Annotated in this window: 20 protein-coding genes; 13 read left to right on the forward strand and 7 right to left on the reverse strand. The window is 75.0% G+C overall.

The window, feature by feature from the left end:
- Positions 1 to 90 precede the first annotated feature (90 nt).
- Entirely contained in the window at positions 91 to 1,212 is a 1,122-nt protein-coding gene (locus tag ACH4TP_RS08570) for a SchA/CurD-like domain-containing protein (protein WP_398436561.1), read from the reverse strand.
- 233 nt (positions 1,213 to 1,445) lie between these two features.
- Between ACH4TP_RS08570 and ACH4TP_RS08575 the strand changes: the two genes are divergently transcribed.
- Positions 1,446 to 3,113, forward strand: a complete 1,668-nt coding sequence (locus ACH4TP_RS08575; RefSeq protein WP_398179029.1) for an FAD-dependent oxidoreductase — start codon at positions 1,446 to 1,448, stop codon at positions 3,111 to 3,113.
- A gap of 129 nt (positions 3,114 to 3,242) precedes the next feature.
- On the opposite strand, the gene ACH4TP_RS08580 is transcribed toward ACH4TP_RS08575, so the two are convergent.
- Entirely contained in the window at positions 3,243 to 3,890 is a 648-nt protein-coding gene (locus ACH4TP_RS08580) for an alpha/beta fold hydrolase (protein ID WP_398436563.1), read from the reverse strand.
- Between the two features lie 304 nt (positions 3,891 to 4,194).
- On the opposite strand from ACH4TP_RS08580, the gene ACH4TP_RS08585 reads away from it, so the two are divergent.
- The gene (locus tag ACH4TP_RS08585) at positions 4,195 to 6,429 is read left to right on the forward strand and encodes an alpha-N-acetylglucosaminidase (protein WP_398436565.1); all 2,235 of its coding nucleotides are present in this window, start codon (positions 4,195 to 4,197) and stop codon (positions 6,427 to 6,429) included.
- Here ACH4TP_RS08585 and ACH4TP_RS08590 read toward each other — a convergent pair.
- Complete coding sequence (locus ACH4TP_RS08590; protein ID WP_398436567.1) at positions 6,412 to 7,854, reverse strand: TerD family protein; 1,443 nt, start codon at positions 7,852 to 7,854, stop codon at positions 6,412 to 6,414. The two genes, ACH4TP_RS08585 and ACH4TP_RS08590, sit on opposite strands and share 18 nt — an antisense overlap.
- Before the next feature lie 157 nt (positions 7,855 to 8,011).
- Here ACH4TP_RS08590 and ACH4TP_RS08595 point away from each other — a divergent pair, with 157 nt between their 5' ends.
- From ACH4TP_RS08595 to ACH4TP_RS08610, 4 genes are all read left to right on the forward strand, one after another.
- Positions 8,012 to 10,099 (forward strand): DUF4139 domain-containing protein, encoded by a 2,088-nt coding sequence (locus tag ACH4TP_RS08595; RefSeq protein ID WP_398436569.1) that lies wholly within the window; start codon positions 8,012 to 8,014, stop codon positions 10,097 to 10,099.
- A 7-nt stretch (positions 10,100 to 10,106) separates the two neighbouring features.
- A complete protein-coding gene (locus ACH4TP_RS08600) occupies positions 10,107 to 11,669 on the forward strand; it encodes a mucoidy inhibitor MuiA family protein (RefSeq protein WP_398436571.1) in 1,563 nt (520 codons plus the stop codon).
- Between the two features lie 101 nt (positions 11,670 to 11,770).
- Positions 11,771 to 12,994 carry a nitric oxide synthase oxygenase gene (locus tag ACH4TP_RS08605; protein ID WP_398436572.1) on the forward strand — a complete coding sequence of 408 codons (1,224 nt, stop codon included), beginning with the start codon at positions 11,771 to 11,773 and terminating at the stop codon, positions 12,992 to 12,994.
- 130 nt (positions 12,995 to 13,124) lie between these two features.
- Positions 13,125 to 13,421: a hypothetical protein gene (locus ACH4TP_RS08610; protein WP_389224600.1), complete on the forward strand. Its 297-nt coding sequence runs from the start codon at positions 13,125 to 13,127 to the stop codon at positions 13,419 to 13,421.
- Positions 13,422 to 13,424: 3 nt separating this feature from the next.
- Here the strand turns inward: ACH4TP_RS08610 and ACH4TP_RS08615 are convergent, their stop codons facing one another.
- The 4 genes from ACH4TP_RS08615 to ACH4TP_RS08630 all read right to left on the reverse strand — a co-directional run bounded on the left by ACH4TP_RS08615 (position 13,425) and on the right by ACH4TP_RS08630 (position 17,149).
- Positions 13,425 to 13,772: a DUF190 domain-containing protein gene (locus tag ACH4TP_RS08615; protein ID WP_389224598.1), complete on the reverse strand. Its 348-nt coding sequence runs from the start codon at positions 13,770 to 13,772 to the stop codon at positions 13,425 to 13,427.
- 130 nt (positions 13,773 to 13,902) lie between these two features.
- Positions 13,903 to 14,028, reverse strand: coding sequence for an ALQxL family class IV lanthipeptide (locus ACH4TP_RS08620; protein ID WP_388847272.1), 126 nt, complete (start codon positions 14,026 to 14,028; stop codon positions 13,903 to 13,905).
- Positions 14,029 to 14,087: 59 nt separating this feature from the next.
- Positions 14,088 to 16,940: a class IV lanthionine synthetase LanL gene (gene lanL, locus ACH4TP_RS08625; RefSeq protein WP_398436575.1), complete on the reverse strand. Its 2,853-nt coding sequence runs from the start codon at positions 16,938 to 16,940 to the stop codon at positions 14,088 to 14,090.
- Between the two features lie 53 nt (positions 16,941 to 16,993).
- Positions 16,994 to 17,149, reverse strand: coding sequence for a hypothetical protein (locus ACH4TP_RS08630; protein ID WP_389224595.1), 156 nt, complete (start codon positions 17,147 to 17,149; stop codon positions 16,994 to 16,996).
- Positions 17,150 to 17,377: 228 nt separating this feature from the next.
- On the opposite strand from ACH4TP_RS08630, the gene ACH4TP_RS08635 reads away from it, so the two are divergent.
- The 7 genes from ACH4TP_RS08635 to ACH4TP_RS08665 all read left to right on the forward strand — a co-directional run bounded on the left by ACH4TP_RS08635 (position 17,378) and on the right by ACH4TP_RS08665 (position 23,893).
- Complete coding sequence (locus ACH4TP_RS08635; protein WP_398179004.1) at positions 17,378 to 18,409, forward strand: hypothetical protein; 1,032 nt, start codon at positions 17,378 to 17,380, stop codon at positions 18,407 to 18,409.
- Between the two features lie 108 nt (positions 18,410 to 18,517).
- A complete protein-coding gene (locus tag ACH4TP_RS08640; protein WP_398436577.1) occupies positions 18,518 to 20,071 on the forward strand; it encodes a sensor histidine kinase in 1,554 nt (517 codons plus the stop codon).
- Entirely contained in the window at positions 20,068 to 20,469 is a 402-nt protein-coding gene (locus ACH4TP_RS08645) for a roadblock/LC7 domain-containing protein (protein ID WP_030212242.1), read from the forward strand. The genes ACH4TP_RS08640 and ACH4TP_RS08645 overlap by 4 nt, the downstream gene beginning before the upstream one ends.
- On the forward strand, positions 20,466 to 20,819 hold the full coding sequence (locus tag ACH4TP_RS08650; protein WP_388847261.1) for a DUF742 domain-containing protein: 354 nt from the start codon (positions 20,466 to 20,468) through the stop codon (positions 20,817 to 20,819). Before ACH4TP_RS08645 ends, ACH4TP_RS08650 begins: the two co-directional genes overlap by 4 nt.
- Positions 20,800 to 21,426, forward strand: coding sequence for an ATP/GTP-binding protein (locus tag ACH4TP_RS08655; RefSeq protein WP_389224589.1), 627 nt, complete (start codon positions 20,800 to 20,802; stop codon positions 21,424 to 21,426). The genes ACH4TP_RS08650 and ACH4TP_RS08655 overlap by 20 nt, the downstream gene beginning before the upstream one ends.
- Complete coding sequence (locus tag ACH4TP_RS08660) at positions 21,423 to 22,652, forward strand: cytochrome P450 (protein ID WP_389224587.1); 1,230 nt, start codon at positions 21,423 to 21,425, stop codon at positions 22,650 to 22,652. The genes ACH4TP_RS08655 and ACH4TP_RS08660 overlap by 4 nt, the downstream gene beginning before the upstream one ends.
- The gene (locus ACH4TP_RS08665) at positions 22,649 to 23,893 is read left to right on the forward strand and encodes a cytochrome P450 (RefSeq protein ID WP_398436580.1); all 1,245 of its coding nucleotides are present in this window, start codon (positions 22,649 to 22,651) and stop codon (positions 23,891 to 23,893) included. Before ACH4TP_RS08660 ends, ACH4TP_RS08665 begins: the two co-directional genes overlap by 4 nt.
- The last annotated feature ends 116 nt before the right edge of the window (positions 23,894 to 24,009 follow it).

Consider the following 24,009-nt stretch of genomic DNA (forward strand, 5'->3'; position numbering starts at 1 on the left):
TGTTGCGGTGAGATGTGACGGACGGTCGGGGCCGGTGGCCTGGGCCGGTCTCTCGCGGGCGGTCGGGCCGGTGGCCCCGGTGCCGTCCTCTCAGGAGTCGGCCGCGCTGCGGTCGGTGACGGGCAGCATGTCGGCGTGCGACAGGAGCCGGTTGAGGTTGCGCTCCGTGTCCAGCGAGCCCTCGACGCCGATCGCGGCCCCGTCGAGGAGGCGCTCCAGGACCTTGGCCTTCCTCTCGCCCTTGACGCCGAGGGCGGCGACGGGATCGAGGTCGAGGTCGCCCTCGACGTCGACGAGGCGCACCACGACGTCGTCGCGCTGGAAGACGGTGCTGCCGTAGACGGGGCTGTCGGGGTCGACGGCCGCCTCCGCGTCCTGCTGGGCGAGCAGCCGGGCCAGGTCCGTGCCGCGGCCCTCCTTGGCCGGGTAGTACAGGGCGTGGCGCCGCAGGTCGGCCGGCTCGGGGCGGGCGGCGACCACGTGGTGCACGGCCGGGAGGGCCGCGCGGGTGAAGAAGACGCGGGCCGACTCGGGGTCGGTGAGGTCCCGGTCCTGCTCCAGGTAGGGGTTGATGGCCTCCTCGACGGCCCGGACACCGGGCTGGCGGGCGACGTGCCGCAGCGCGGACAGGAGGTCGCCCTCCACCTCGACGGCCCGCACGACCCGGTTGCCGTGCATGAACAGCGAGGTCCGGCGCAGCCGGGTGTTCTCGTCGACCTGGGCATCGGGCGACTCGTAGCCCGCCAGGAGCTCCGCGACCTTCGACTCGGAGCCCGGCTTGACGGTGAAGGTGAGCGCGTGGCGCGTCACCCCGTCGCCGACGCGGGCCGCCACCTGCTCGCCCTGGGCCGACTCCGGGTCGAGCGGCCGGTGTCCGCCGGTCTCCCGGAGGATGCTGTAGCGCATGGACCGGGTGTCCCGGACGCAGCTGTGCATCGGCTTGACCATCTCGACGTGCTCCTCGCTGTTCACCCAGGCGAGGAAGGGCGGGGCGCTCTCCCATTCGCTGGTGATGAGCCACTGCGAGGGGTTCTCGATGGACTGGCAGAGCTGGTCGCTGATGTGACCGGGGACGCCGGCCACCTGCTTGCGCATGACCTCGTACGCTTCCAGGAACTGCTGCTGGGCTCCGTCGTACAGGTCGAGCAGCAGGATCACCCGCAGCCTGGAGCCGTCGAACACCGACTGCGATATGCGTGCCGTGCTGGTCATACGGCGCACCTCTTTCTCGTCTGCGAGAGCGGGAAGGGACCGCCTGGCCGGTATGGCCGGGGTCGTCATGTACCGAACCTTCACGCGGGCCACACCTCCACGCGAGCCCCACGGGGCGGATGAGTGAACCGCGCGTCATTCGGGTGGCGCGCGCGCACGGTCCGGGGCTCGGCCGGGCAGGCATCTGCATCCCCATCCCCGACCCGCGTCACCGGTGACGCTGGAGGCCATCGATGAACCGAAGCGAAGCGACCGGTGAGGTCGGACACCGCACGCCCGTCCTCATCGTGGGCGGCTCGCTGGTGGGCCTGTCCACCTCGCTGTTCCTGGGGCGTCTCGGTGTGCCGCACACGCTCGTCGAGCGTCATGCGGGCACCTCGATCCACCCGCGCGGACGCGGGAACAACGTGCGCACCATGGAGGTGTTCCGCGGCGCGGGCGTCCGCCCGCGCATCCACGAGGCCGCGAGGACCCTGTCGGCGAACAACGGGATCCTCCAGGCGCCGACCCTGGTGGGCGACGCCGGCGAGTGGCTGTTCCGGGAGATCGACCCCGGTGGCGGCCTCGCGCGGTTCAGCCCCGCCGAATGGTGCCTGTGCAGCCAGAACGACCTCGAACCCGTGCTGCTGCGGAGCGCGCGGGAGCTGGGCGGGGACCTGCGGTACTCGACCGAGCTGATGTCGTTCGAGCAGGACGCCGAAGGGGTGACCGCGCGGGTCAAGAGCCGGGAGACCGGCGAGCACACCACGATCCGGGCGGACTACCTCGTCGCGGCGGACGGCCCGCGCAGCCCGATCCGCGAGCAGCTCGGCATCGGGCAGACCGGTCCGGGCGACCTGTTCCACAACGTGAGCGTCACGTTCGAGTCGCGCGACCTCGCGGCCGTCGTCGGCGACCGGCGCTTCATCGTCTGCTACCTCACGACCCCGGAGGGGGACGGGGCGCTCCTCCCGGTGGACAACGCCGAGCGGTGGGTCTTCCACGCCCCCTGGCACCCCGAACACGGCGAGACCCTGGAGGAGTTCACCGACGAGCGGTGCAGGGAACACATCCGGCGCGCCGTGGGCGTACCGGATCTGCACGTGGAGGTCACGGGCCGGGCGCCCTGGCACGCGGCCGAGCGGATCGCCGAACGGTACGCGGACGGGCGGGTGTTCCTCGCGGGCGACTCGGCCCACGAGATGCCGCCCACGGGGGCCTTCGGCTCCAACACCGGTATCCAGGACGCCCACAACCTCGCCTGGAAGCTCTCGGCGGTCCTGGGCGGCTGGGCCGGCCCCGACCTGCTCGCCTCGTACGACGCGGAGCGCCGACCGGTCGCGGAGGCGACGAGCGCCCGCGCCTCCTCGCGTTCGGTCGAGCACAGCCACCCCGGGTACGCGCCCGGGCCGGGGGCGGGCGGGAAGCGGGGCGGGATCCTCAACGTCGCGCTCGGCTACCGCTATCCGCGGGGCGCGGTCCTGGGCGCGGACCCGGCGGTGCCGGTCGTCCCGGACGGTCTCCGTCTGACGGGCGAGCCCGGCAGCCGCGCACCGCACCTGTGGCTGGACCGCGCGGGCGAACGGATCTCCACCCTGGACCTGTACGAGCGGACTCCGGTCCTGCTGAGCTCTGCGGGGGCCACGGGCGGCTGGCACACCGCGGCCGCGCGCGTCGCCGAGCGCCTGGCGGTGCCCCTCGCCTCGTACCGGATCGGCGACGGGCCGGACGCGGAGCTGTCCCCCGTGGACGGCGCGGACTGGGCGGAGGCCCACGGCGTCACCGCGGGCGGCGCGGTCCTGGTCCGCCCGGACGGGTTCGTCGCCTGGCGGTCCGAGGGGACGTCGGAGGAGCCGGAATCCGCGCTGCGGGCCGCCCTCACGGCCGTGTTCGCCCTGGACTCCCGCCCCGGCACCCGCTGAGCCGGACGGGACGGCCCACGCCCCTCAGGAGGCGTGCCGCCCCATCCCATCGGGAAGTCCGTCAGGTCGCCCGCCGGGCTCGGCCGATCTCGGCCGATCTCGGCCGGGCTCGGCCGGGCTCGGCCGGGCTCAGCCGTGCGAGAGCAGTGCCGCGGTGAGTTCGGCCGCGCGGCGGTGCCAGAGGTCCGCGCCGCGGAGCATGGCGTGGCCGCCGGTCGGCATGGGGATGCCGACCGCGTCGGCGCCCGCCTCCCTGGCACGGCGGACGAACTCCCAGGACTGCCGGGCCGAGGTGACCCGGTCGGTCTCGTCGTGGAGCAGGTAGAGCCGCCGGCCGCCGAGGTGGTCCACGGGCTCGTCGGCGGGGCACCACGGAGCGAGCGCGACGACCCCGCGCACGGCCGGGTCGCCCGCGGCACGGAGCGCGGCCCGGCCGCCCATGGAGTGGCCGAGGAGCACGACGGGCACGGTCCCGGCCCGCTCCCGGAGCCGCGCGAGGGCGGCCTCGGCGTCCCGGGCGGCGTCGGCGCGCTCACCGTTCCAGCCGCGGTGGCGGTAGCGCACCTCGGCCACCAGCACCCCGCGGCCCCGGACGGCCCGGGTCACGGCGCCGGCGAAGGGGCGCATCCGCAGCGCGGGCAGGTTGAGCGCGGGCGGCGGCTCGGGGCCCTCCTCGCGGCCGCCGTGCAGCAGCAGCACGGCGGCGGTGGGGACGGCGGGCGCGCTGCGGACGAGGAGCGCGGCCGGATCGGCACGGCGGGTACGGCACGGCGTCATCGCGCGGCCTTCCCGCTCGTGCGGGCCGGGTGACCGGGCCACTGCGCCATGGAGCCTCCAGGAGTCGTGAGGACGGTACGACCGTGAGGGCCCGAAGTCTGCCAGGCCTCTCCCCTGTCAGGTACACCGCGCTCCGGGTCGGTCCCCCGCGCGGGCCCCGGCCCGGTTCGCCCCCTCGGCTCGAACACGCGCACCCGCAAGGATGAGCGCCGCCGCTCCCCCGGCTCCGCCTGCGCGGCCGGGGGCGCGGGGCGTCGGAGAGTGGTCGCCCGAACACCGTCGTCCCGTTCGAGCAGGGAGCCTGATGGGAAGCCGTCTGATCCGTCGTTGCCGCAGCGCCTTCGTCGTCTCGGTGCTCGCCGCCGTGGCCGCCGCCGCGCCCGGCGTGCCGTCCCGGCCGGGCGCCACCGCCTCCGCCGCCGTGCCCGCCTTCGACCCGGGGCCCGCGCGGGCGGGCCTGGAGCGCCTGCTGCCCGCCAGGGCCGCGCAGTTCACCCTGGTCCCCGTCGGGGAACCCGCCTCCGGGGACTACTTCTCGGTCTCCGGGGAGGCGGGCGCGATCCAGGTGCGGGGCACCTCGCCGGCCACACTGCTCACCGGGGTCGGCTGGTACCTGGAGCGGGTCGCCGGGGTCGACATCGGCTGGCCGGGCGACAGCGTCGGCCGGCTGCCGACCACGCTCCCGGCCGTCCCGGGCACGATCACCCGTTCGGCGGCCGTCCCCCACCGCTACGCCCTGAACGACACCGACGAGGGCTACTCCGGCGCGTACCGCGACTTCGCCTCCTACCAGCGCGACATCGACCTGATGGCGCTGCACGGCGTGAACGAGGTCTTCGTGCCGACCGGGGCCGAGTACCCGTACTACCGGGCGCTCCAGGGGTTCGGCTACGACGCGGCGGAGCTGCGCGCCTGGATCCCCGGCCCCGCGCACCAGGCCTGGTGGCTGCTGCAGAACATGTCGGGCTTCGGGGGGCCGGTGTCCGAACGGCTGATCGAGGCCCGGGCGGCGCTGGGAAGCCGGATCGCCGGACACCTGCGCGCCCTGGGGATGACCCCCGTGCTGCCGGGCTTCTTCGGCACGGTGCCGCCGGGCTTCGCCGACCGGAACCCGGGCGCGGCCACCGTCCCGCAGGGCAAGTGGGTCGGGTTCGCCCGGCCCGACTGGCTGGACCCGACCGGACCGGTCTTCGGCGAGCTGGCCGCCGCCTACTACCGGGCGCAGCGGGATCGGTTCGGCGACAGCGACATGTTCAAGATGGACCTGCTGCACGAGGGCGGCACCCCCGGCCCGGTCGACGTCACGCGGGCGGCGGAGGCCGTCCAGCGGGCCCTGGACGCGGCGCACCCCGGTGCCACCTGGGTCATGCTCGGCTGGCAGAAGAACCCGACCCCGGCCCTCCTGGACGGTGTGGACCGCGACCGGGTGCTGATCGTCGACGGCCTCTCCGACCGTTACGAGGGGCTCGACCGCGAGACGGAGTGGGGCGGGACGCCGTACGCCTTCGGAGCGATCGCCAACTTCGGCGGCCACACCAGCCTGGGCGCCAACACGGGCGTGTGGACGGAGCGCTTCCACGGCTGGCTCGCCAAGTCCGGCAGCGCGCTGCGCGGCATCGCCTGGCTCCCGGAGGGCACCGGCGGGAACCCCGCCTCGTTCGACCTGTTCACCGAGCTCGCCTGGGAGCCGGGCCCGGTCGACCAGCGCGCCTGGTTCGCCGCGTACGCGGCCCGGCGCTACGGCGGTGCCGACCCGCACGCGGCCGCCGCGTGGGAGCAGCTGCGCCTCGGCCCGTACAGCGGTGCCTCCGGCACCTGGAGCGAGCCGCAGGACAGCCTCTTCACGGCGCGGCCGAGCCTGACGGCCTCGAAGGCGGCGCGCTGGAGCCCGGCCGCCATGCGGTACGACGCCGCCACCGTGGAGCGCGCCCTGGCGGAGCTGCTCCAGGTGGCTCCGGCGCTGCGGAGCTCGGACGCGTACCGCTACGACGTGGTGGACGTGGCGCGCCAGGCGCTCACCAACCGGAGCCGGGTCCTGCTGCCGCGCGTCAAGGCCGCGTACGAGGCGAAGGACCTGGCGGGCTTCCGGGAGCTGGTCCGCGAGTGGAGCGCCGACGAGGAGCTGCTCGGACGGCTCGTCGGCTCCGACCGCCGCCTCCTGCTCGGCCCCTGGCTCGCCGACGCCCGCTCCTGGGGCGCCGACGCGGCCGAGCGGGACCGGCTGGAGTACGACGCCCGCTCGATCCTCACCACCTGGGCCGACCGGGGGCCGAGCGAGACCGGCGGCCTCCACGACTACGCCAACCGCGAGTGGGCCGGTCTCGTCCAGGACGTGTACGCACCGCGCTGGGCCGCGTACTTCGCGAGCCTGGACACCGCGCTGGTCCGGGGCACGGCGCCGGTCGCCGTCGACTGGTTCGCCCGGGAGGACGCCTGGGCGCACGGCCACCAGACCTACCCGACGGCGCCGTCCGGCGACCCGGTCGCCCTGGCGGGCGAGGTCGGCGCGGCCCTGGCGGTGTCACCCCCGGCCGCGTGAGAACCAGTTCCTGCGCGGGGCGGTCCCGTCCTGCTTGTCCGGCCGGGCCGGGGTGCCGGGGGCGGCGAACGGGACGGGTGCCGCCGCGCCCGGCGGGGCCGGGGACAGGGGCCGGGTCGGCGGCTGGAGCCGCTTCAGCCGCGCCCGCCACGGGCCGTCCGCCATCTCGAACCGGACGATGAGCGGTCCCTCGGGCAGCGGGACGGTCTCGCGCCGCCTGCCGATCTCGTTGACCGCGTTGTCGTACTGCGGCAGGGCCGTGTGGTCGTCGTGCCCCGCGAGTTCGTAGACGTGGACGATGAGGTTGTCGTCGCCGCGGTAGTGGACGGCCATGTCGGCCACTCCGCCGGTGTGCAGCAGCACCTCGGGGCCCCGGTACTCCGCCTCCTCCTCCGTCAGGCGCGGGGCCGCCGCCAGCGGTGACACCCGGACCTGCCAGGGGCCCTCGGCCTGGAGCTTCAGGCGCAGGGTGCCGTTCCCCGGGACCGTGGTGAGGAGGGTGCCGTGGAAGTCCTCCTCCGTGCTGTTGACGAGGTTGTCCTCCTCCTTGTTCCGCCGGTCGAGCACCCAGAGGCCCGTGTAGCCGTCACCCCTGACGTCGAGCTGGACGATCACCGGGCCCGGCGGGAGCCCGCCCACGGTGATCACGTCGTTGTCCCGGCCGGTCTCCGTGTACGGCTCGAAGACGGGGCCGTAGGTCCACCAGTCAGCGGCGACGGGCGGAGCCGTGGCAGGCGGGACGGCGGCAGGCGGGGCCGCTGCCGGAGGGGCCGCGAAGGGCGGGGTCGCCGCCGGAGCGGGCGGCGCGGGCGGAGGCGCGAAGGCCGGCGCGGGCGCGGGAGCCATCACGGTCGGCGGCTGCGGCGCGGGCGGTGCCGGAACGGTTCCGCCGGGTGGTACGTCCTGGCTTCCGGAGTCGGCGACGTCCACGCCGTGGTCCGTGGCCAGACCGGCGAGACCCGTCACCCAGCCCTGGCCCACGGCGCGGAACTTCCAGCCGCCCGCCCGCCGGTAGAGCTCGGCCAGCACCATCGCCGTCTCCCCGGCGGCGTCGGTGACGTCGTACCGCACCACCGAGGTGCCGTCGGGCGCGAAGGCCTCCACCGACAGTCCGGCGGCGTCCCGCATCGCGCCGCGCTCGGTCGAGCCGACGACGAGGACGCGGGTGATCTGCTCCTCCACGAAGGTGAGGCCGACCTCCAGCCACGCCGTGCCGGCCTCCCCCTCCCCCGCCCCCGACCCCGTCGCCGCCTCCGTCAGCCGGACGGTTCCGGAGGGGTGCACCGGGGCGCCGTGGAAGACGACGTCCCCGTCGCCCCTGACCTTCCCGGTCTCGCCGAGCAGCAGTGCCATGGCGTCCACGCCACCGCGCACGGCGATCCTCAACGGCACCGACGGGACGAACCCGTTGCTCCCCTTCGTCATCGTCTCCCCCACGACGCACCGCCCTTTCCCTCTGTGCTCCCACCCGCGTCCCTCACAAAGAGGATCTTGCAGCCGTCACCCCTCCCCGACAAGGCTCCGAGGCCGCGCGGACCGGCACGGCGTAGGCTTCCCCCGACACGGATGAGCAGGGGGGCGCATGACGGTCGGTGCGGTGCCGGGGTGGGGGTCGAGCCTCGACTCGGTCGTGGTGTACGCGCAGGGCGCGCTCTGTCGGCGGCTGGCCCGGGGCGTCGTGCCGCCGGACGGCCGGGTACGGGTGACGGGACTGCCCCGCACCCTGGACGCCGGTTCGCTGCGGGCCCGGATCCTGGGCCCCTCCGGGGCGCGGGTCACCGAGGCGCGCGTGGAGATCGAGGCGGAGCCGTACGAGGACGGCGCTCCCGACGCGCTGCGGCGCGAGGTCGACCGGCTCCAGGAGGTCCGCGCGGCGGCGCGGGCACGCCGTGACCGGCACCGGACCCTGATCGCGGAGGTCGGCGACCTGCGCCCGGTCCCGCCCCACCGCAAGCGCGAGGACCCGCACCGCCGTACCCCGGTCGACGCGTGGCTGGAGCTCGCCGACTTCGTCGACGAACGCCTTGCGGGGCTCCACGCCCGGCTCGTCGAGCTGGACGAGGCCCTCCGGCTCGCCGAGCACGAGTTCGACGTGGCCTGCGACCGGCTGCACCGCGCCTCCACCGACGCGCCCTCGGCCCATGTCGCGACCTCGGTGTGCGCCGTCCTGGCCCTCGCCGGCGCCGGGGACGCGGAGGAGGTGGACGTGGAGCTGGAGTACGGCGTGCCGGGTGCCGTCTGGGTGCCGACGTACCGCCTCACCCACCGTCAGGGCGACGGCGGCGGCCGGCTGGTGCTGCGCGCCTCGGTCGCCCAGCGCACCGGGGAGGACTGGACCGGGGTGCGCCTCGCCCTGGCCACCGCCGATCTGCGGCGCCGCACCGATCTGCCGGCGCTCCGTTCGATCCGGATCGGCCGCCGCCAGTCCGCGCCCGCGCCGTCCGGCTGGCGCGAACCCCCGGCGGGGCTCGCCGACCTGTTCTCCGGGTACGAGGCGGCGGGCCCGGCTCCGTTCCGCGCCGGTTCCGCGGCGGGAGGCGCCGTGGCAGCCGGCGCGGCGGGCTCGGCGCCCGTGGCCGCTCCCGCGCCTGCGGCCGCGCCCGTACCGCCCCCGCCGCCGGCGTTCACCGGGCCGCCGCAGCCCGGTGGCGCGTACGGCTCCGCTCCGCAGGCCTTCGGGGACGAGGGTCCGGACCTCCTGCGGTCGGCGGCGCCCCGCCCGGGCGGCCGGCCGCGCGCCGGCGGCAGGGGCGGTTTCGCGGGCCGCCCGTCCCCGGCACCCGCGCCCCAGGGCCCCGTGGCCCCGGGCGCGACGGCGCCACCGCCCGTGGGTCCGCCGCAGCCGAGCGGGGCCGAACTCGACTACGCCGGCCTCGTGCTGTGCGGTCCCGAGGAGCCGGGGGCCCGCCGTGGCCGGCTGTTCCCCGGCGCCTCCTCCGACGCGGTGACCGACGAGTACCGCCGCCGTGCCGAGGCGGTGGCGGGGCTGCCGCTGCCCCGGCACGCGGTGCGCCCGCGCGCCTCGGCGGGTTCCTTCGACCACCGCTTCGACGCCGCCGCCCGTGCCGACGTGCCCTCGGACGGCACCTGGCACACGGTCACCGTCGGCGAGATCCCGGTCGTCCTGCACACCGAGCACATCTGTGTGCCGTCCGTGGAGCAGACGGTGTACGCGACCCTCGCCGTCTCCAACACCACCCGTCAGGCGCTGCTCGCCGGACCGGTGGAGGTCACCGTCGACGACGAGTTCCTGCTGACCGCCGCCCTGCCCACGCTCGCGCCCGGCGGCGTGCGGCGCCTCGGTCTCGGGCCGGCCGAGGGCGTCCGCGTCACCCGCCGTACGCATCTGAAGGAGTCGACCGCGGGCCTGCGGAACAACGTCACCGTCCTCGACCACCGCGTCCACGTGGAACTGGCCAACCGCCTCGCGGGGCCCGTCACCGTCGAGGTCCACGAGCGGGTGCCGGTCTCCTCCGAGCCGGACGTCCGCGTCGAGGAGCGCGCCGACTGGACGGCGCCCGAGGAGGGGGCCGCGCCGGAGCACCACGCCCCGGGCACCCGCGTCTGGCGGGTGGACCTGCCCGCCGGCGGCACCGCCGTGCTCGACGGCGGCTACGAGATCCGCATCCCGGCCGGCAAGGCCCTGGTCGACGGCAACCGCAGGAGCTGACACCCCCATGTCCACGGATCCGAAGCCGATCGCCCTTCCCGTCACCGCCGTCACCTGTCTGGAGGACCGCGCCCACGTCGAGCGCACCGCCGTGCTCGACCTGGAGGCCGGCGTCCAGCGCCTGCGGCTCGGGCCCGTCAGCGCGCTCGCCGTCGACCGCACCCTCCACGCCGAGCCGGTCTCCGGCCACCGGGCCACCGTGCTCGACGTGCGGATCGTCCGCGACTGGACGCCCCGCGCCCCGGCCCCTCCCACCGAGGACGACTCCGCCCTCGGTCACCGGGCGCACGCCCTCGAAGAGGAACGCCTCGCCGTGGAGCGGCGCCGCGACCGGCTGCGGGCCCGCCTCGACCTGCTCGGCCGGCTCGCCGCCGACCTGCTGCGGGAGATCGGCGAGGGCGCCGGGTACGGAGAGGCCGAAGGGCCCCGCTGGAACCGCGAACTCGACCGCGTGGACGCGGAGCGCGACACGTACGGCGAGGAACTCCGCGTGGCGGAGGCCCGGTTGACGGCCCTCGACGCCGAACTGAGTGCCGTCCGGCGGGCCATGGACCTCGCCGAGGAGGAGCCCGCCGAGCTGACCGCCCATGTCGAGCTGACCGTGGAGGCCCCGGTCGCCGGGCCCGTACGGATGCGGCTGAGCCATCTCACCCCGTGCGCGCTGTGGAGGCCCGCCTACCGGGCCGTGCTCGACGGGGACTCCCTGACCCTGGAGACCGACGCCGTGGTCTGGCAGCGCACCGGCGAGGACTGGTCGGACGTGCGGCTGACGCTGTCGACCGCCCGGTCGGCGCTCGCCACCGATCCGCCGCGGCTCGCCGAGGACCGGCTGACGCTCAAGGACCGCACCGCGGCGGAGCGCCGCACGATCGACGTCGAGCTGCGCGAGGAGGAGATCGCGACGCTCGGACCGGCCCCGGTCCTCGGCCTGCCGGGCGTGGACGACGGCGGCGAGGCGCGGGTCCTGCACTCCCCCGCACCCGTGTCCGTGCCCTCGGACGGCCGGGCCCACCGGGTGCCGCTCTCCGCGTTCACGACGGCCGCGCGCAGCGAGTACGCCTGCTCGCCCGAACTGTCCCCGCTGGTCACCCAGGTGGTCCGGTGCGACAACCGGTCCGGGCACGCGCTGCTCGCCGGTCCCGTGGACCTGGTCCGGGGCAGCGGGTTCACCGGCCGCGGCACGCTGGACTTCACGGCCCCCGGCGCCGCCGTCGAGCTCGCCTTCGGCAGCCGCGACGACCACCGGGTGGTCCGGCACACCGAGGAGTCCCGCGACACCACCGGCCTCACCCAGCGGACGGTGGTCACCCGCACGGTCCGGCTGCACCTGTCCCGGTTCTCCCCGCCCGGGGAGGAGGGCGAGCGGGTGATCGCCCTGCGGGAGCGGATCCCCGTCTCGGAGGTGTCGGCGGTGGAGGTGCGCCTGCGGAAGGAGGCCTGTTCCCCGGCTCCCGACGCGGTCGACGACGAGGGCATCGTCCGCTGGGACGTCCCGCTGCCGCCCGGCGGGCGGCGCACGGTCACCCTGGTCTACGAGCTGACGGCGACGGCCAAGGTCACGGGGATCTGAGCCCCTGAAGGCGGAGGGCGCCGCGCACCTTACCAGTGCGGCGCCCTCCGCATCTCGAACTCCCCCTACTCTCCACAACCACGCGCACACGTGCGGTAGTCATGGGGGCGGGAGGAATCACCTTGGTCTTCAGCCTGGGCCGCCGCCGCAAGGCCGCCGCCGTCAGCACCTGTCCGTTCACGCCCACGGCCGCGCCCCCGTCCGGCGCACGGCCGGCCCAACCGCCTTCTCCGGTCCAGCAGGTGACGGACCGTCGGGAGGCGGAGGGCTTCGTCCGCCAGTTCCACCACGAGCAGCCCGAGGCCGGGGACGTGGAGCGCCGGGTCCGGGAGGTGCTCGCCGCGATCGACCGGACCGGTACGTACGAGCACACCCCGGCCGAGCTCTCCTTCGGCGCCCGGGTCGCCTGGCGCAACGCGGCCCGCTGCATCGGCAGGCTGTACTGGCGCAGCCTCGTGGTGCGCGACCTGCGGCAGGTCACGTCGGCCGACGACATGGCCGCCCACTGCTTCGAGCACCTGAGGCTCGCCGGGAACGGCGGCCGGATCCGCCCGGTGATCTCGGTGTTCGCCCCCGACCGGCCGGGCCGCCCCGCGCCGCGCATCGTCAACGACCAACTGGTCCGCTACGCGGGGCACCGCACCCCCGAGGGCCGCTGGCTCGGCGACCCGCGCGGCGCGACCTCGACCGCCCGCGCCCGTGACCTGGGGTGGAAGCGGGACGAGGAGGCCTTCCAGGTGCTTCCGCTGATGATCGAGGAGCGTCCGGGCGGGCGGCCGGAGTGGTACGAGGTGCCGGACGGTTCCGTCCTGGAGGTGCCGCTCCGGCATCCGGACCACGGCTGGTTCGCGGAGCTGGGGCTGCGCTGGTACGCGGTGCCGGCGATCAGCGACATGACGCTGGAGATCGGCGGGGTCCGCTATCCGGCGGCGCCGTTCAACGGCTGGTACATGGGGACGGAGATAGGCGCCCGCAACCTCGCCGACACCGAGCGGTACGACCTCCTCCCGGTGGTCGCCGACCGTCTGGGCCTCGACCGCTCCTCGGAGCGCACGCTGTGGCGGGACCGGGCGCTCGTCGAGCTGAACGTGGCGGTGCTGCACTCCTTCCAGCGGGCCGGGGTGACGATCGCGGACCATCACACCGAGTCCGAGCGCTTCCTGCGGCACATCGCCCAGGAGAGCCGGTACGGCAGGCCCACACCGGCCGACTGGAGCTGGATCGTTCCGCCCGTCTCCGGCTCCACGACGCCGGTCTTCCACCGCTACTACGACCCCGTGGACACCTCGCTGCGGCCCGCGTTCCTCGCCCGGGAAACGCGGTAGCGCCGCCGTGGTCCCGCCGGAGGTCCCGCCGAGTGGTCCCGCCGGAGGGAAAGGAGGACGCTGGAACTGAGCGCGTCCGGGATCCCGGGCGCCCGAACGGAGCGCCCGCCCGGCCGGGAAAGGCCGCGCCATGCGCATGTTGCTGAAGATCCAGATGGACACCCCGGCCTCCAACGAGGCCATCAGGCAGGGAAGCCTGCTGAAGCTGATGGAGGGCGCGCTCCAGGAACTCAAGCCCGAGGCCGCGTACTTCACCGTCGAGGACGGCTGTCGGACCGGGTACCTCTTCTTCGACCTGGACGACCCCTCCCGACTGCCGGTCATCTCGGAGCCGTTCTTCATGGGGGTCAACGCCAAGATCCACTACTCCCCCGTCATGAACCCGGAGGACCTCCGCAAGGGTCTCTCGGCGATCACGCCCTCGTGAACCTCAGACGGGCTCCGCGCGGCCGGCGTAGCGGATGACCTCGCAGTCGTCGAGGATCACCAGGCCCTCGCCGACCAGTTCGTCGAGCTGCGGCAGGAAGGCCCGAATCTTCTCCTCGGTGTCGACGATGACCACGGCCACGGGGAGGTCCTCGCTCAGCGAGAGCAGCCTCTGGGTGTGGATCAGCGAGGAGGCGCCGAAGCCCTCGATGCCGCGGAACACGCTCGCGCCCGCGAGACCGGCCTCGCGCGCCCGGCCGACGATCTGGGTGTACAGGGGCTTGTGGTGCCACAGATCGGTCTCGCCCACGAAGACCGTCACCCGCAGGGCCCTGCCCGTCAGCCTGGTCATCGCCGCCTCCAGCCGTGAACGCGGGGGCGCGGCACGCCCGTACTCCGAGTCTACGGTCGTACCTCCGCGGGTCGTACCTCCGCGGCGAGGGGGCCGGCCGGGACGCCGGCCCCCTCCGTGAGCGGCCGGGTCAGCAGCCGCTCGTGAGCCAGCGGCAGGCGGTGATCAGCGCGGCGGCGTGCTCCTCGCCGCGGGCGTCCTCGGTGCGGGCCTCCTCCGGCAGGACCTGCAGGGCGTCGATGTCGAACTCCATCATGATGGTCTCCTTCTTCGGATTCTTCGGTGGATCGCCGGCGGCCTGGGGCCGCCGGACACTCAGGGGTGGGCCGGGCCGTCCTCCGGCAGCCAGGCCCGCGGGCCTCCGCTCCGCAGGCGGAGCAGCAGGGAGAGGCTCCCGGCGAGGCCAGTGGCGTACTCGGCGAGGACGGTCCTGCGGTTCTCGTCGGGCACCAGGAGGCGTCCGTCGCGCAGCACGGCCTGGGCCGCCAGGTGCTCGACGAGGAGTTCGGCCGCGGCGAAGTGGCGCTCGTCGCCCGTCCGTACGGCCGCGTCGAGGAGGAACTCGGCGTTCCCCGCGAGGCCGTGGCAGGTGGCCGGCGAGTCGGTGACCCTGCCCGCCCGCACGGCGAGGGCCGCGCCGTCCACCAGGTCGCGGACGACCTTGTCGGACGCGCCGGTCGCCGCCCAGAGCCGGACCAGGAAGGTGCCGATCCCGGAGGAGCCGCTGCACCAGTGCCGGGCGAGTTCCGGGGAGTCGGAGAGGTGCCGGGCCCGGTCGACGGGCCACAGCGCGCCCGCCGGGCCGCTGCGGGCGGCGGCCGTGAGCGTGGTCCCCGCCTCGGCGGCCGCGTCGAGGAACCGTCCGTCGCCGGTGGCCCCGGCGGCGAGCAGCAGGAAGGTGCCGACCCCGGCCACGCCGTGCGCGAAGCCGTAGTGCCAGGCTCCGGCGAGCGCGGAGTCGTAGTCCTCCGGCACGGGCCAGAAGACCCCTTCGGGGGTGCGCCGTGCCGCGTCGAGCAGTCCGTCCGCGACCTCGGCGGCGCGGTCCAGGAAGCGCGGGTCTCCGGTGGTGCGCCAGAAGTGCAGCTGGGTGAGGCCGGAGCCGGCCACGCCGTGGCAGACGTCCGGGTTGGGGCCGTGGACGGGCAGTTCGAGGGCCAGCGCGACGGCCCGGTCCGCGAGGGCGGTGTCGTCCAGGGCGCGGGCGGCGTCGAGCAGCGCCCAGGCGGTGCCCGAGCGGCCGAAGTGCAGCCCGGGGAGCGTGCTCGGCAGCGCCTCCTGCCGCTCCGCCGTCCAGCGGGCGGCGGAGCGGAGGCCCTCGGCGAGCGCCTCGCGGGTCACGGAACCGGCCTCCTGGAGGGGAGATCCGGCGTCCCAGTGGCCGAGGGCCCGGGCGAGCAGGGCGACGCCGCCGGCCGAGCCGTGCTGCACGGCCACCGGGTCGCAGGTCTCGCCGAACGAGTCCGAGACCCACAGCCGTTCGGGGTCGTGCGGGCGCATCGTGGCCAGCAGGTGCGCGATGCCGTCGCGCAGGAGGCGCTCGCGCGTGGCGGCCGCGTCCGGTCGTGCCGCCGCGTCCTCCCGGCCGTCCGTGGAGGCTTCGGCGAGGCTTTCCGCTCGGCCCTCCACGACGCTTTCCGTGAGGAACTCCCGCGCCCGCTCCAGGCTCCAGCGGTCCGCGGGTTCGTCCCGCATCAGCCCCCGGATCAGCGGCGCGAAGCGCCGTACGGGTGCGTGGTCGCGGGAGAGCAGCTCCACGAGGTCCGCGAGGCGCTGTTCGTCCGGCCGGGCCGTCTCGCGCGGGAGGTCCTCGGCGAAGAGCGGGTCGGCGCCGCCGAGGGCGTGCAGGACGGTGGCGCCGAGGGCGTACAGGTCGACGTCCGGCGGCAGGGCGGGGGCCACCTGGTCGGCGGCGCGCAGTTCGGGGGCGGTGTAGCCGGGGGTGGCTCCGAGTACCCAGCGCTCCCCCTCCGGGGCCGCCATCTCCAGGTCGATGAGGACGAGCCGCCCGTCCGGGGCGACCATGATGTTGTTGGGGTTGAAGTCGTGCAGGGTGACGCCGAGTTCATGGGCGGCGGCGACGAGTTCGACGAGCTGCCGGACCAGGGACGCGGCCGTGCGGTCGTCGGGGCAGCCGTTGCCCTCGCGTGCCAGGCGTTCGGCGACGGTGCGCCGGAGCGTGGCTCCCGGGACCGAGGCGGTGGCCAGGAACACGCTGCCCTGCTGTTCGAACACCTCGACGAGGCCGGGGACCCGGTCGGGGTGCGCGCGCCCGAACCGTTCGAGCAGCGCGGCCTCGCGGCGCAGCAGGTCCCGGACGTCCAGGCCTTCGAGTCCCGCCCCCACGTGGGGGCGGGCCTGCTTGACGACGACCTGTGCGCCGGTGCGGGTGTCCTCGGCCCGGAACACCCCGCCCTTGTTGGAGTGCTGGATCGCGCCCCGTACGAGGAAGCGGTCGCCGAGCAGGACGGGCTTGGCCGTGGCCGTGCTGCGGGCGGGTGCGGCGGTACGGTCGGGGAAGGGGTCGCCGGCCCAGGCGGGCGGGCTGAACCAGGCGTTGCGCTCGTCGGCGACCGGCCGGCCCTCGGGGTCGGTGAGGCGGGCGGCGAAGGAGCCGTCGGCCGTGAGTTCACGGACGCCCTTGAACACTCCGTACCGGTAGAAGACCTGGCTGCCGGGGAGGTAGCGCCGGTCGGAGAGGACGGCGGGGCCCGGCAGGCCCTCGGTGGCCCGGTGGAGTTCCTCGGCGAGCCGCCGGAACTGCTCGTCGTCGGACGGGTACACGGTCAGGAACTTGCCGCCTCCGCCGCGGGCGAAGCGCCCGGAGACCAGCGCGGCGACCCTGGCCGGGCTCCCGGCGAACTTGAAGGCCGCGCGGTGGGCCACGAGAACCTCGGCGGACCGGGCCAGGACCAGGGGGGCCGAGAGCGGGGTGGCGGGGATGTGGAGCTTCCAGCCCTGGGCGCGCGCGACGGCTCCGCCGGGCACGACGTGGCACCAGAACTCCCCCTGTTCGACGCTCCAGTCCGCCGGCTCGGCGCCGGGTGCGCTCCGGGCGATCACGGCGCGGACGACGTCCGGCAACAGGGCCCGGTCCGCGGGGCTTTCGGGGCGCGACCGCCGGGGGCCGGGGCCGGGCGGGGAAGGGTTCCCGGTGGGTGACGACACGCTCTTCGTCCTCGCGTTTCGCAGGGCTGACGAGTGGGCGGGCGGCGGGGTGCCTACTGGAGGGGCCGCTGGTAGTCGTCGCCCCAGCTGGTGTCCATGAGGTCCGCGGCCGCCGTCCGCGTCGCCGGTGCGTCGGCCGCCGTGGCGAGGGCCGATCCGCCGGCGAGCAGGACGGTGAGGACGAGGAGGCAGCGGACGGCGACGGACATGGTGCGGCTCCTGGTTCGGGAGGTGGAAGGACGGGCGGGAAGCTCCATGTCTGGATGGTTCACGCCGTATGTCGGCCTGATGGGGTTTCCCTCGGCCGGACAGCACCAGTCCATCCCGGCGAGCCCGCTTGGTCCAGCGCCATGACCTGGCAATACCCTGCATGGCACGGAAGTAGCAGGGCCGCATCACGGGGGAATTGGGTGACTACTGGGGTGGATGTGGACGGAATGCCTCGACTGGACGCCGGGGCCGTCGCCGTCTTCGCGTACGTACTGGAGCACGGCAGCCTGGCGGACCGGCCGTCGGAGGGGCTTCCCGGCCTCGGACTGGGCGCGGAGGACGTGGAGTCGGCCTGCCGCACCCTGCGGCGGCTGCGCCTGCTGCGTCCGGCGCCCGGCCGGCCGGATGAGCTGATCCCGGTGAGCCCGGACGCCGCCGCGGCGGAGGTGGTCGGGCCGCTGGAGGCGGAGCTCGCGCGGGCCGCCGCGCACGCCCAGGCCCTCCGCGACGACCTGCACTCCCTGATGCCCCGGTACCGCGCCGCCCGGCGCGAACAGGGCCGCCGGGAGGGCTTCGACGTGCTGCCCGACATGGCGTCGGCCTCCGCGATGCTCACCGAGGAGTCGGCCCGCTGCCGCGAGGAGGTGTTCAGCATCCAGCCGGGCGGCGGACGGGCCGCGCACCGTCTCGGGGACGCCGTCGAGCGGGACGTGGCGATGCTCCGCCGGGGCGTGCGGATGCGCACGCTGTACCAGCACTCGGCGCGGTCCAGCCTGTCCACCCAGGGGTACGTGGAGCGGCTCACCGAGGCCGGCGCCGAGTACCGCACCGCCGCCGAACTGCCGGACCGGGCCGTGGTCTTCGACCGGTCGGTCGCCTTCCTGCCCCGGCGTGCCGACGGCGGTGCGGGCGAGGGCGCGGTGCTCGTGCGGGACCCCGACGTGGTGGCGTACCTCTGCCGGGTGTTCGAGCAGCACTGGTCCGGGGCGGTGCCCTTCGTCGGCGCCAGCGAGGCCGCGTACAAGGAGGTCGGGCCGAGTCTGCGGCGGGCGCTCGTGGGGCTGCTCGCGGAGGGCGCCAAGGACGAGGTGATCGCCCGGCGCATGGGGATGTCGCTGCGCACCTGCCGCCGTCACATCGCCGATCTCCTGGAGGAGCTGGGGGCGGAGAGCCGTTTCCAGGGCGGTGCGCTGGCGGAGCGCGCCGGTCTGACCTGCCCGGAGGTCACGACGGAGGCGGAGCGGCAGCGTATTCCGTGACCTGCATACCGATCCGATCAAGGCCGGTTCCGAAACGATCAACTCCGGATCTATAGTGCCGTCATTGCGACTCCCCACCCCGCGTGCCCGTTCCTGAGAGTCTGGTTGATGTCGGCGCCGTCCATCCCCTTCCGTCCTGCCCTGCTCGCCTCGTCGCTGACGGCCGTCGCGGGTGGTGCGCTCGTCGTCGCGGCGGTCGCCGCGGTGCCGGCCGAGATCCGTCCCGCCCTCGGCTGGTTCAGCGGCGGCGGCGTCCTGCTCCTCGCGGCCGCGGCCTTCGCCGTCACCTGGTACGGGCGGACCGCGCGCTCCCTGAGCCGCCGGGTCGAGGCCCTCACCGCCGAACTCGCCTCCCGGGAGGCCCTGGCCGCCCGGCAGGCGGCCGAAGCGGCGCGCGGGACGGCGGCGCTGAAGGAGCGGTACGAGACGGAGGCCGCCGCCTCCGAGGCGGCCCACACCGCCCGGACCCAGGAACTCGCCCGCACCCACACCGCCCGCATCGCCGAGCTGACCGCCGATCGGGCCGCCGAGGTCCAGCGGCTCGAAACGCGGCTGCGCCGCGCCGAGTCCGGCCGGTCCGCCGCCATGGCCGCCGCGGCCAACGCGGCCGGCCGCATGCAGGCCCTCGCCACCAGCATGCTCGCCGACCTGCGGGAGATGGAGCACCGGCACGCGGACGAGGACGTCCTGACCGACCTGCTCCACCTCGACCACCGCACCGCCCAGGCCGGCCGGCTCGCCGACTCGGTGGCCGTGCTGACCGGGGCCCGGTCCGGCAGGCGCTGGGCCCGACCCATCGTCATGGAGTCGATCCTGCGCGGCGCCATGGGCCGGATCGGCGGCTACCAGCGGGTGCGACTGCACTCCAGCAGCGACGCGGCCGTCGCCGGGCACGCGGCCGAGGGCGTCATGCACGCCCTGGCCGAACTCATGGACAACGCGGCGAACTTCTCGCCGCCCACCGCCGAGGTCCACGTCTACGTGGAGGAGGTCCCGGCCGGCGTCATCATCTCGGTCGAGGACAGCGGCCTGGTCATGAGCGACGTGCAGCTGCGCCGCGCGGAGGCCGCGGTCGGCTCGACGGCGCAGGACCTGGCCAGTCTCTCCGGCACCCGGCTCGGCCTGGCCGTCGTCGGCCGCCTGGCCCGCAAGCACGGCCTCACCGTGTCGTTCCGCCCCTCGGCGCGCGGCGGCACCGGCGCCCTGCTGATGCTGCCCCAGGAGCTGATCAGCCACGTGCCCGCCGAGCCGCAGCCCGCGCCCGAGGCCGTCCTGCCTCCCGTGACGGGACGCGGCCTGGCGTCGCCGCCCGCGCCCGTCCCGGCCGTCGAGCCCGAGACCACGCACGAGACCGCGGCCGAGAGCACCGGCGAGCACCCCCGGTTCGGCGAGAGCGGTCTGCCGCGCCGCCGCCGCGGCCGGGCGATGGCCGCCGCCCACCCCGAGGGCCCCGAGGCCGCCGGGAAGCCGCGCGCGGCGGGCCCGCGCGCCGGCGCGGCGGCCGGGGCCGCCACGCGCTTCGGCACCTTCCGCCAGGCGGTCCGCGGCACCGGCGCCCCGGCGCCGGAGGAGCGGGCGACGACCGAGGACGAGCCCGCCGCCGAAGCCCCCGTCGACCCGCCCAGCACCAACTCTCCGCACTCGGAAGGCACCCCGTCATGACCGGCACCACCACCGACGAGAAGCTCAGCTGGCTCCTGGAGGGCCTGCTGGAACGCACCCCGGGCACCCGTCACGCCCTGGTGCTCTCCCGGGACGGCCTCAAGCTCTGCCGTACCCCCGAGCTCTCCGTCGACCAGGCCGACCAGCTCGCCGCGATCGCCGCCGGCATCCAGAGCCTGTCGCACGGCGCCTCCGTGGAGTTCGGCGACGGCACGGGCGGGGTCCGCTCCGCGATGGCCGAGTTCTACGGCGGCATCCTGTTCATCGTGGAGGCGGGCGAGGGCGCCCACCTCGCGCTCGTCGCCGACGAGGACGCCGACGCCGGGCTCGTCGGCCACAACATGTCCGAGCTGGTGGAGCAGTTGGGCGAGCACCTGGTCGCGAGGCCCCGGGGATGAGCCGCGGCAGGCCGGGCCGGGACGACTCACCCGACCGGCTCTACACCCTGACCGGCGGCCGCAGCCGCGCCGGGTCCGACGCCTTCGACCTGGTGACGCTCGTCGTCTCCGAGAGCGATCCGGTCGCCGGCATGCAGTCCGAGCACGCCGCGATCCTGCGCATGTGCCGCCTCCCCACGGCCGTGGTGGAGGTGGCGGCGGGACTCGGCCTGCCCGTGTCGATCACGCGGATCCTCCTCGCGGACCTGCACGACACGGGCCGGATCAGCGCGCGGCACCCCCGCGCCGCGTACCGCCTTCCCGATCACGACATCCTGGAGCAGGTGCTCGTTGGACTCCGCAATCTCTGAACAGCGCCAGACCCTGCGCAGCACCGCCGACAACGGACTGAAGATCGTCGTCGTCGGCGGTTTCGGAGTCGGCAAGACCACCCTGGTCCGCTCGGTCAGCGAGATCCGTCCGCTGAACACCGAGGAGACCATGACCCAGGCCGGCGAGGGCGTCGACGACACCGTCGGCGTGACCGCGAAGCGGGCCACCACGGTCGCCTTCGACTTCGGCCGGATCTCGCTGGACGCCCACAACGTCCTGTACCTGTTCGGGGCGCCCGGCCAGGAGCGGTTCTGGTTCCTGTGGGACCGGCTGTTCTCCGGGACCCTCGGCGCGGTCGTCCTCGTCGACACCCGGCGGCTCGCCGACTCCTGGTACGCGATCGACCGCCTGGAGCACCACGGCACGCCGTTCGTCGTCGCATGCAACGACTTCGGCGGCCCGGCCCACACCCCCGCACAGATCCGCGAGGCCCTCGACCTCGCCGACGAGGTACCGCTGGTCTTCTGCGACGCCCGCTCGCGGGAGTCCAGCAAGCAGGTCCTGATCTCGCTCGTGGAGCACCTGCGGACCGTCGTCGCGGCCTCCCGGCCGACCCCCCACCCGATCCCGGAGCCCACCCCGTGACCCTCCCCGAGCCCCAGCCCGTCCCGCTGAGCGGGCCCCGGTTCCAGACCGACCCCACCGAGCTGTACCGGCAGATACGCCGCGAGCACGGGGCCGTCGCCCCGGTCCTGCTGGACGGGGACGTGCCCGCCTGGCTGGTCCTCGGCTACCGCGAGCTGCACCAGGTCACCAGCGACCCGGTCCTCTTCTCCCGCGACTCCGACCTGTGGAACCAGTGGGACGCCATCCCGGCGGACTGGCCCCTGCTGCCGATGATCGGCCGCAAGCAGCCGTCCATCCTCTACACCGTCGGCGAGCGGCACCGCGAGCGCGCCGGGGTCGTCTCCGGCGCCCTGGAGGCGATCGACCCGTTCCTCCTCAAGGAGCGCGCCGAGCGCTTCGCCGACGAACTGATCGACGCGCTGTGCGGCAAGGGCTCCTGCGACATCATCGCCGAGTACGCGATGCTGCTGCCGGTCCGCGTCCTGGCCAGCTGCTACGGCTTCGCCGACGAGCAGGGGCCCGGCCTCGTCACCGCCATGAACGACATGATCAACGGTCAGGAGGGCGCCCTGGAGGGCCAGCGCCACCTGGCCGAGTCGATGTTCGCGCTGCTCGCCGCGAAGTTGCAGACGCCCGGCGACGACGTCGCCTCCCGGATGCTCGCCAACACCGCCGGGTTCACCGTCGAGGAGGTCGCCCAGGACCTCATGGTGATGATGGCCGCGGGGCACCAGCCGACCGCCGACTGGATCGGCAACTCGCTGCGTCTGATGCTGACCGACGACCGGTTCGCGGCCTCCCTCGCCGGTGGCCGGCACAGCGTCGGCGAGGCGATGAACGAGGTCCTGTGGGAGGACACCCCGACCCAGAACGTCGCCGGTCGGTGGGCCTCGCGCGACACCCGCCTCGGCGGGCGCCGGATCGGCCAGGGCGATCTGCTGCTGCTCGGCCTGGCCGCCGCCAACTCCGACCCGCACGTGCGCACCGACTCCGGCGCGTTCACCGGCGGCAACAACGCGCACCTCTCCTTCGGGCACGGCGAGCACCGCTGCCCGTTCCCCGCCCAGGAGGTCGCCGAGACCATCGCCCGGACGGGCATCGAGGTGCTCCTCGACCGGCTGCCGGACGTGGACCTCGCGGTCGCCGAGGACGCCCTCGCCCGCCGCCCCTCCCCCTGGCTGCGCGGCCTGACCGCACTGCCCGTGACGTACACCCCGACCCCCGCCCTTGGAGCCCTCGGATGAGCTGCCCGTACGACCACACCGCCGCGTCCGGCACCGATGTGATCGAGCTTGACCCCTTCGTCGCCGACCTCGACGGCGAGAGCGCCCGGCTGCGCGCGGCCGGCCCGCTGGCCCGTGTCGTGCTGCCCGGCGGGGTGCCCTGCTGGGCCGTCACCCGGCATGCCGAGGCACGCAGGCTGCTCACCGACGCCCGTCTCGTGAAGGACATCGGCGTCTGGGGCGCGTGGCAGCGCGGCGAGATACCCCTGGACTGGCCGCTGATCGGTCTGGCGAACCCCGGCCGGTCGATGCTGACCGTCGACGGCGAGGAGCACCGGCGGCTGCGGACGCTGGTCGCGCAGGCCCTGACGGCGCGTCGGGTGGAGCGGCTGCGCGCCGGCATCGAGTCGCTGACCGGGGGGATGCTCGACCGGCTGGCCGAGCGCCCGGCCGGTGAGGTCGTGGACCTGAAGGCGGAGTTCGCGTACCCGCTGCCGATGAACGTGGTGGGCGAGCTGATGGGCGTCGACCCGGCCGACCACCCGCGGATGAAGGCGCTGTTCGACAAGTTCTTCTCGACGCAGACGCCGCCCGAGGAGGTGCCGCAGATGATGGCGGACCTGGGCGCGCTGTTCGCGGGGATCGTGGCGGGCAAGGCGGAGAACCCCGGCGACGACCTCACGAGCGCGCTGATCGAGGCGTCGGAGGGCGGCGACCGGCTGACCACGGAGGAGATCACCAACACCCTCCAGCTGATGGTGGCGGCCGGGCACGAGACGACGATCAGCCTGATCGTGAACGCGGTCGTCGCCCTGGAGACCCACCCCGAGCAGCGTGCCCTGGTGCTCAAGGGCGAGGTGCCGTGGGAGAACGTGATCGAGGAGACGCTGCGCTGGTCGACGCCCACCTCGCACGTGCTGATCCGGTTCGCCACCGAGGACATCGAGGTCGGTGACCGGGTCCTGCCGAAGGGCGAGGCCCTGATCGTGTCGTTCGGCGCGATCGGCCGGGACGAGGAGCAGCACGGTCCGACGGCGGGCGAGTTCGACGTGACCCGCACCCCGAACCGGCACATCTCCTTCGGCCACGGCCCGCACGTGTGCCCGGGCGCGGCGCTCTCCCGCCTGGAGGCCTCGGTGGCGCTCCCCGCGCTGTACGAGCGCTTCCCGGGCCTCCGTCTGGCGGTCCCCCGCGAGGAGCTCCGCAACAAGCCGGTCGTGACGCAGAACGACCTGTTCGACCTGCCGGTCGTGCTCTCCTGACCCGACGCTCCTCATATGCCCCGCGGCTTCGGCCGCGGGGCATGTACGCTGGCTCCATGCATCTGTCGTCGTGCCTCAGCTGGTGGCGCTCCTCCTAGGAGCGGCCACCCTTCGCG

Source organism: Streptomyces sp. NPDC021012 (assembly GCF_044333355.1).
In the GTDB taxonomy this organism is placed as follows: Bacteria; Actinomycetota; Actinomycetes; order Streptomycetales; family Streptomycetaceae; genus Streptomyces.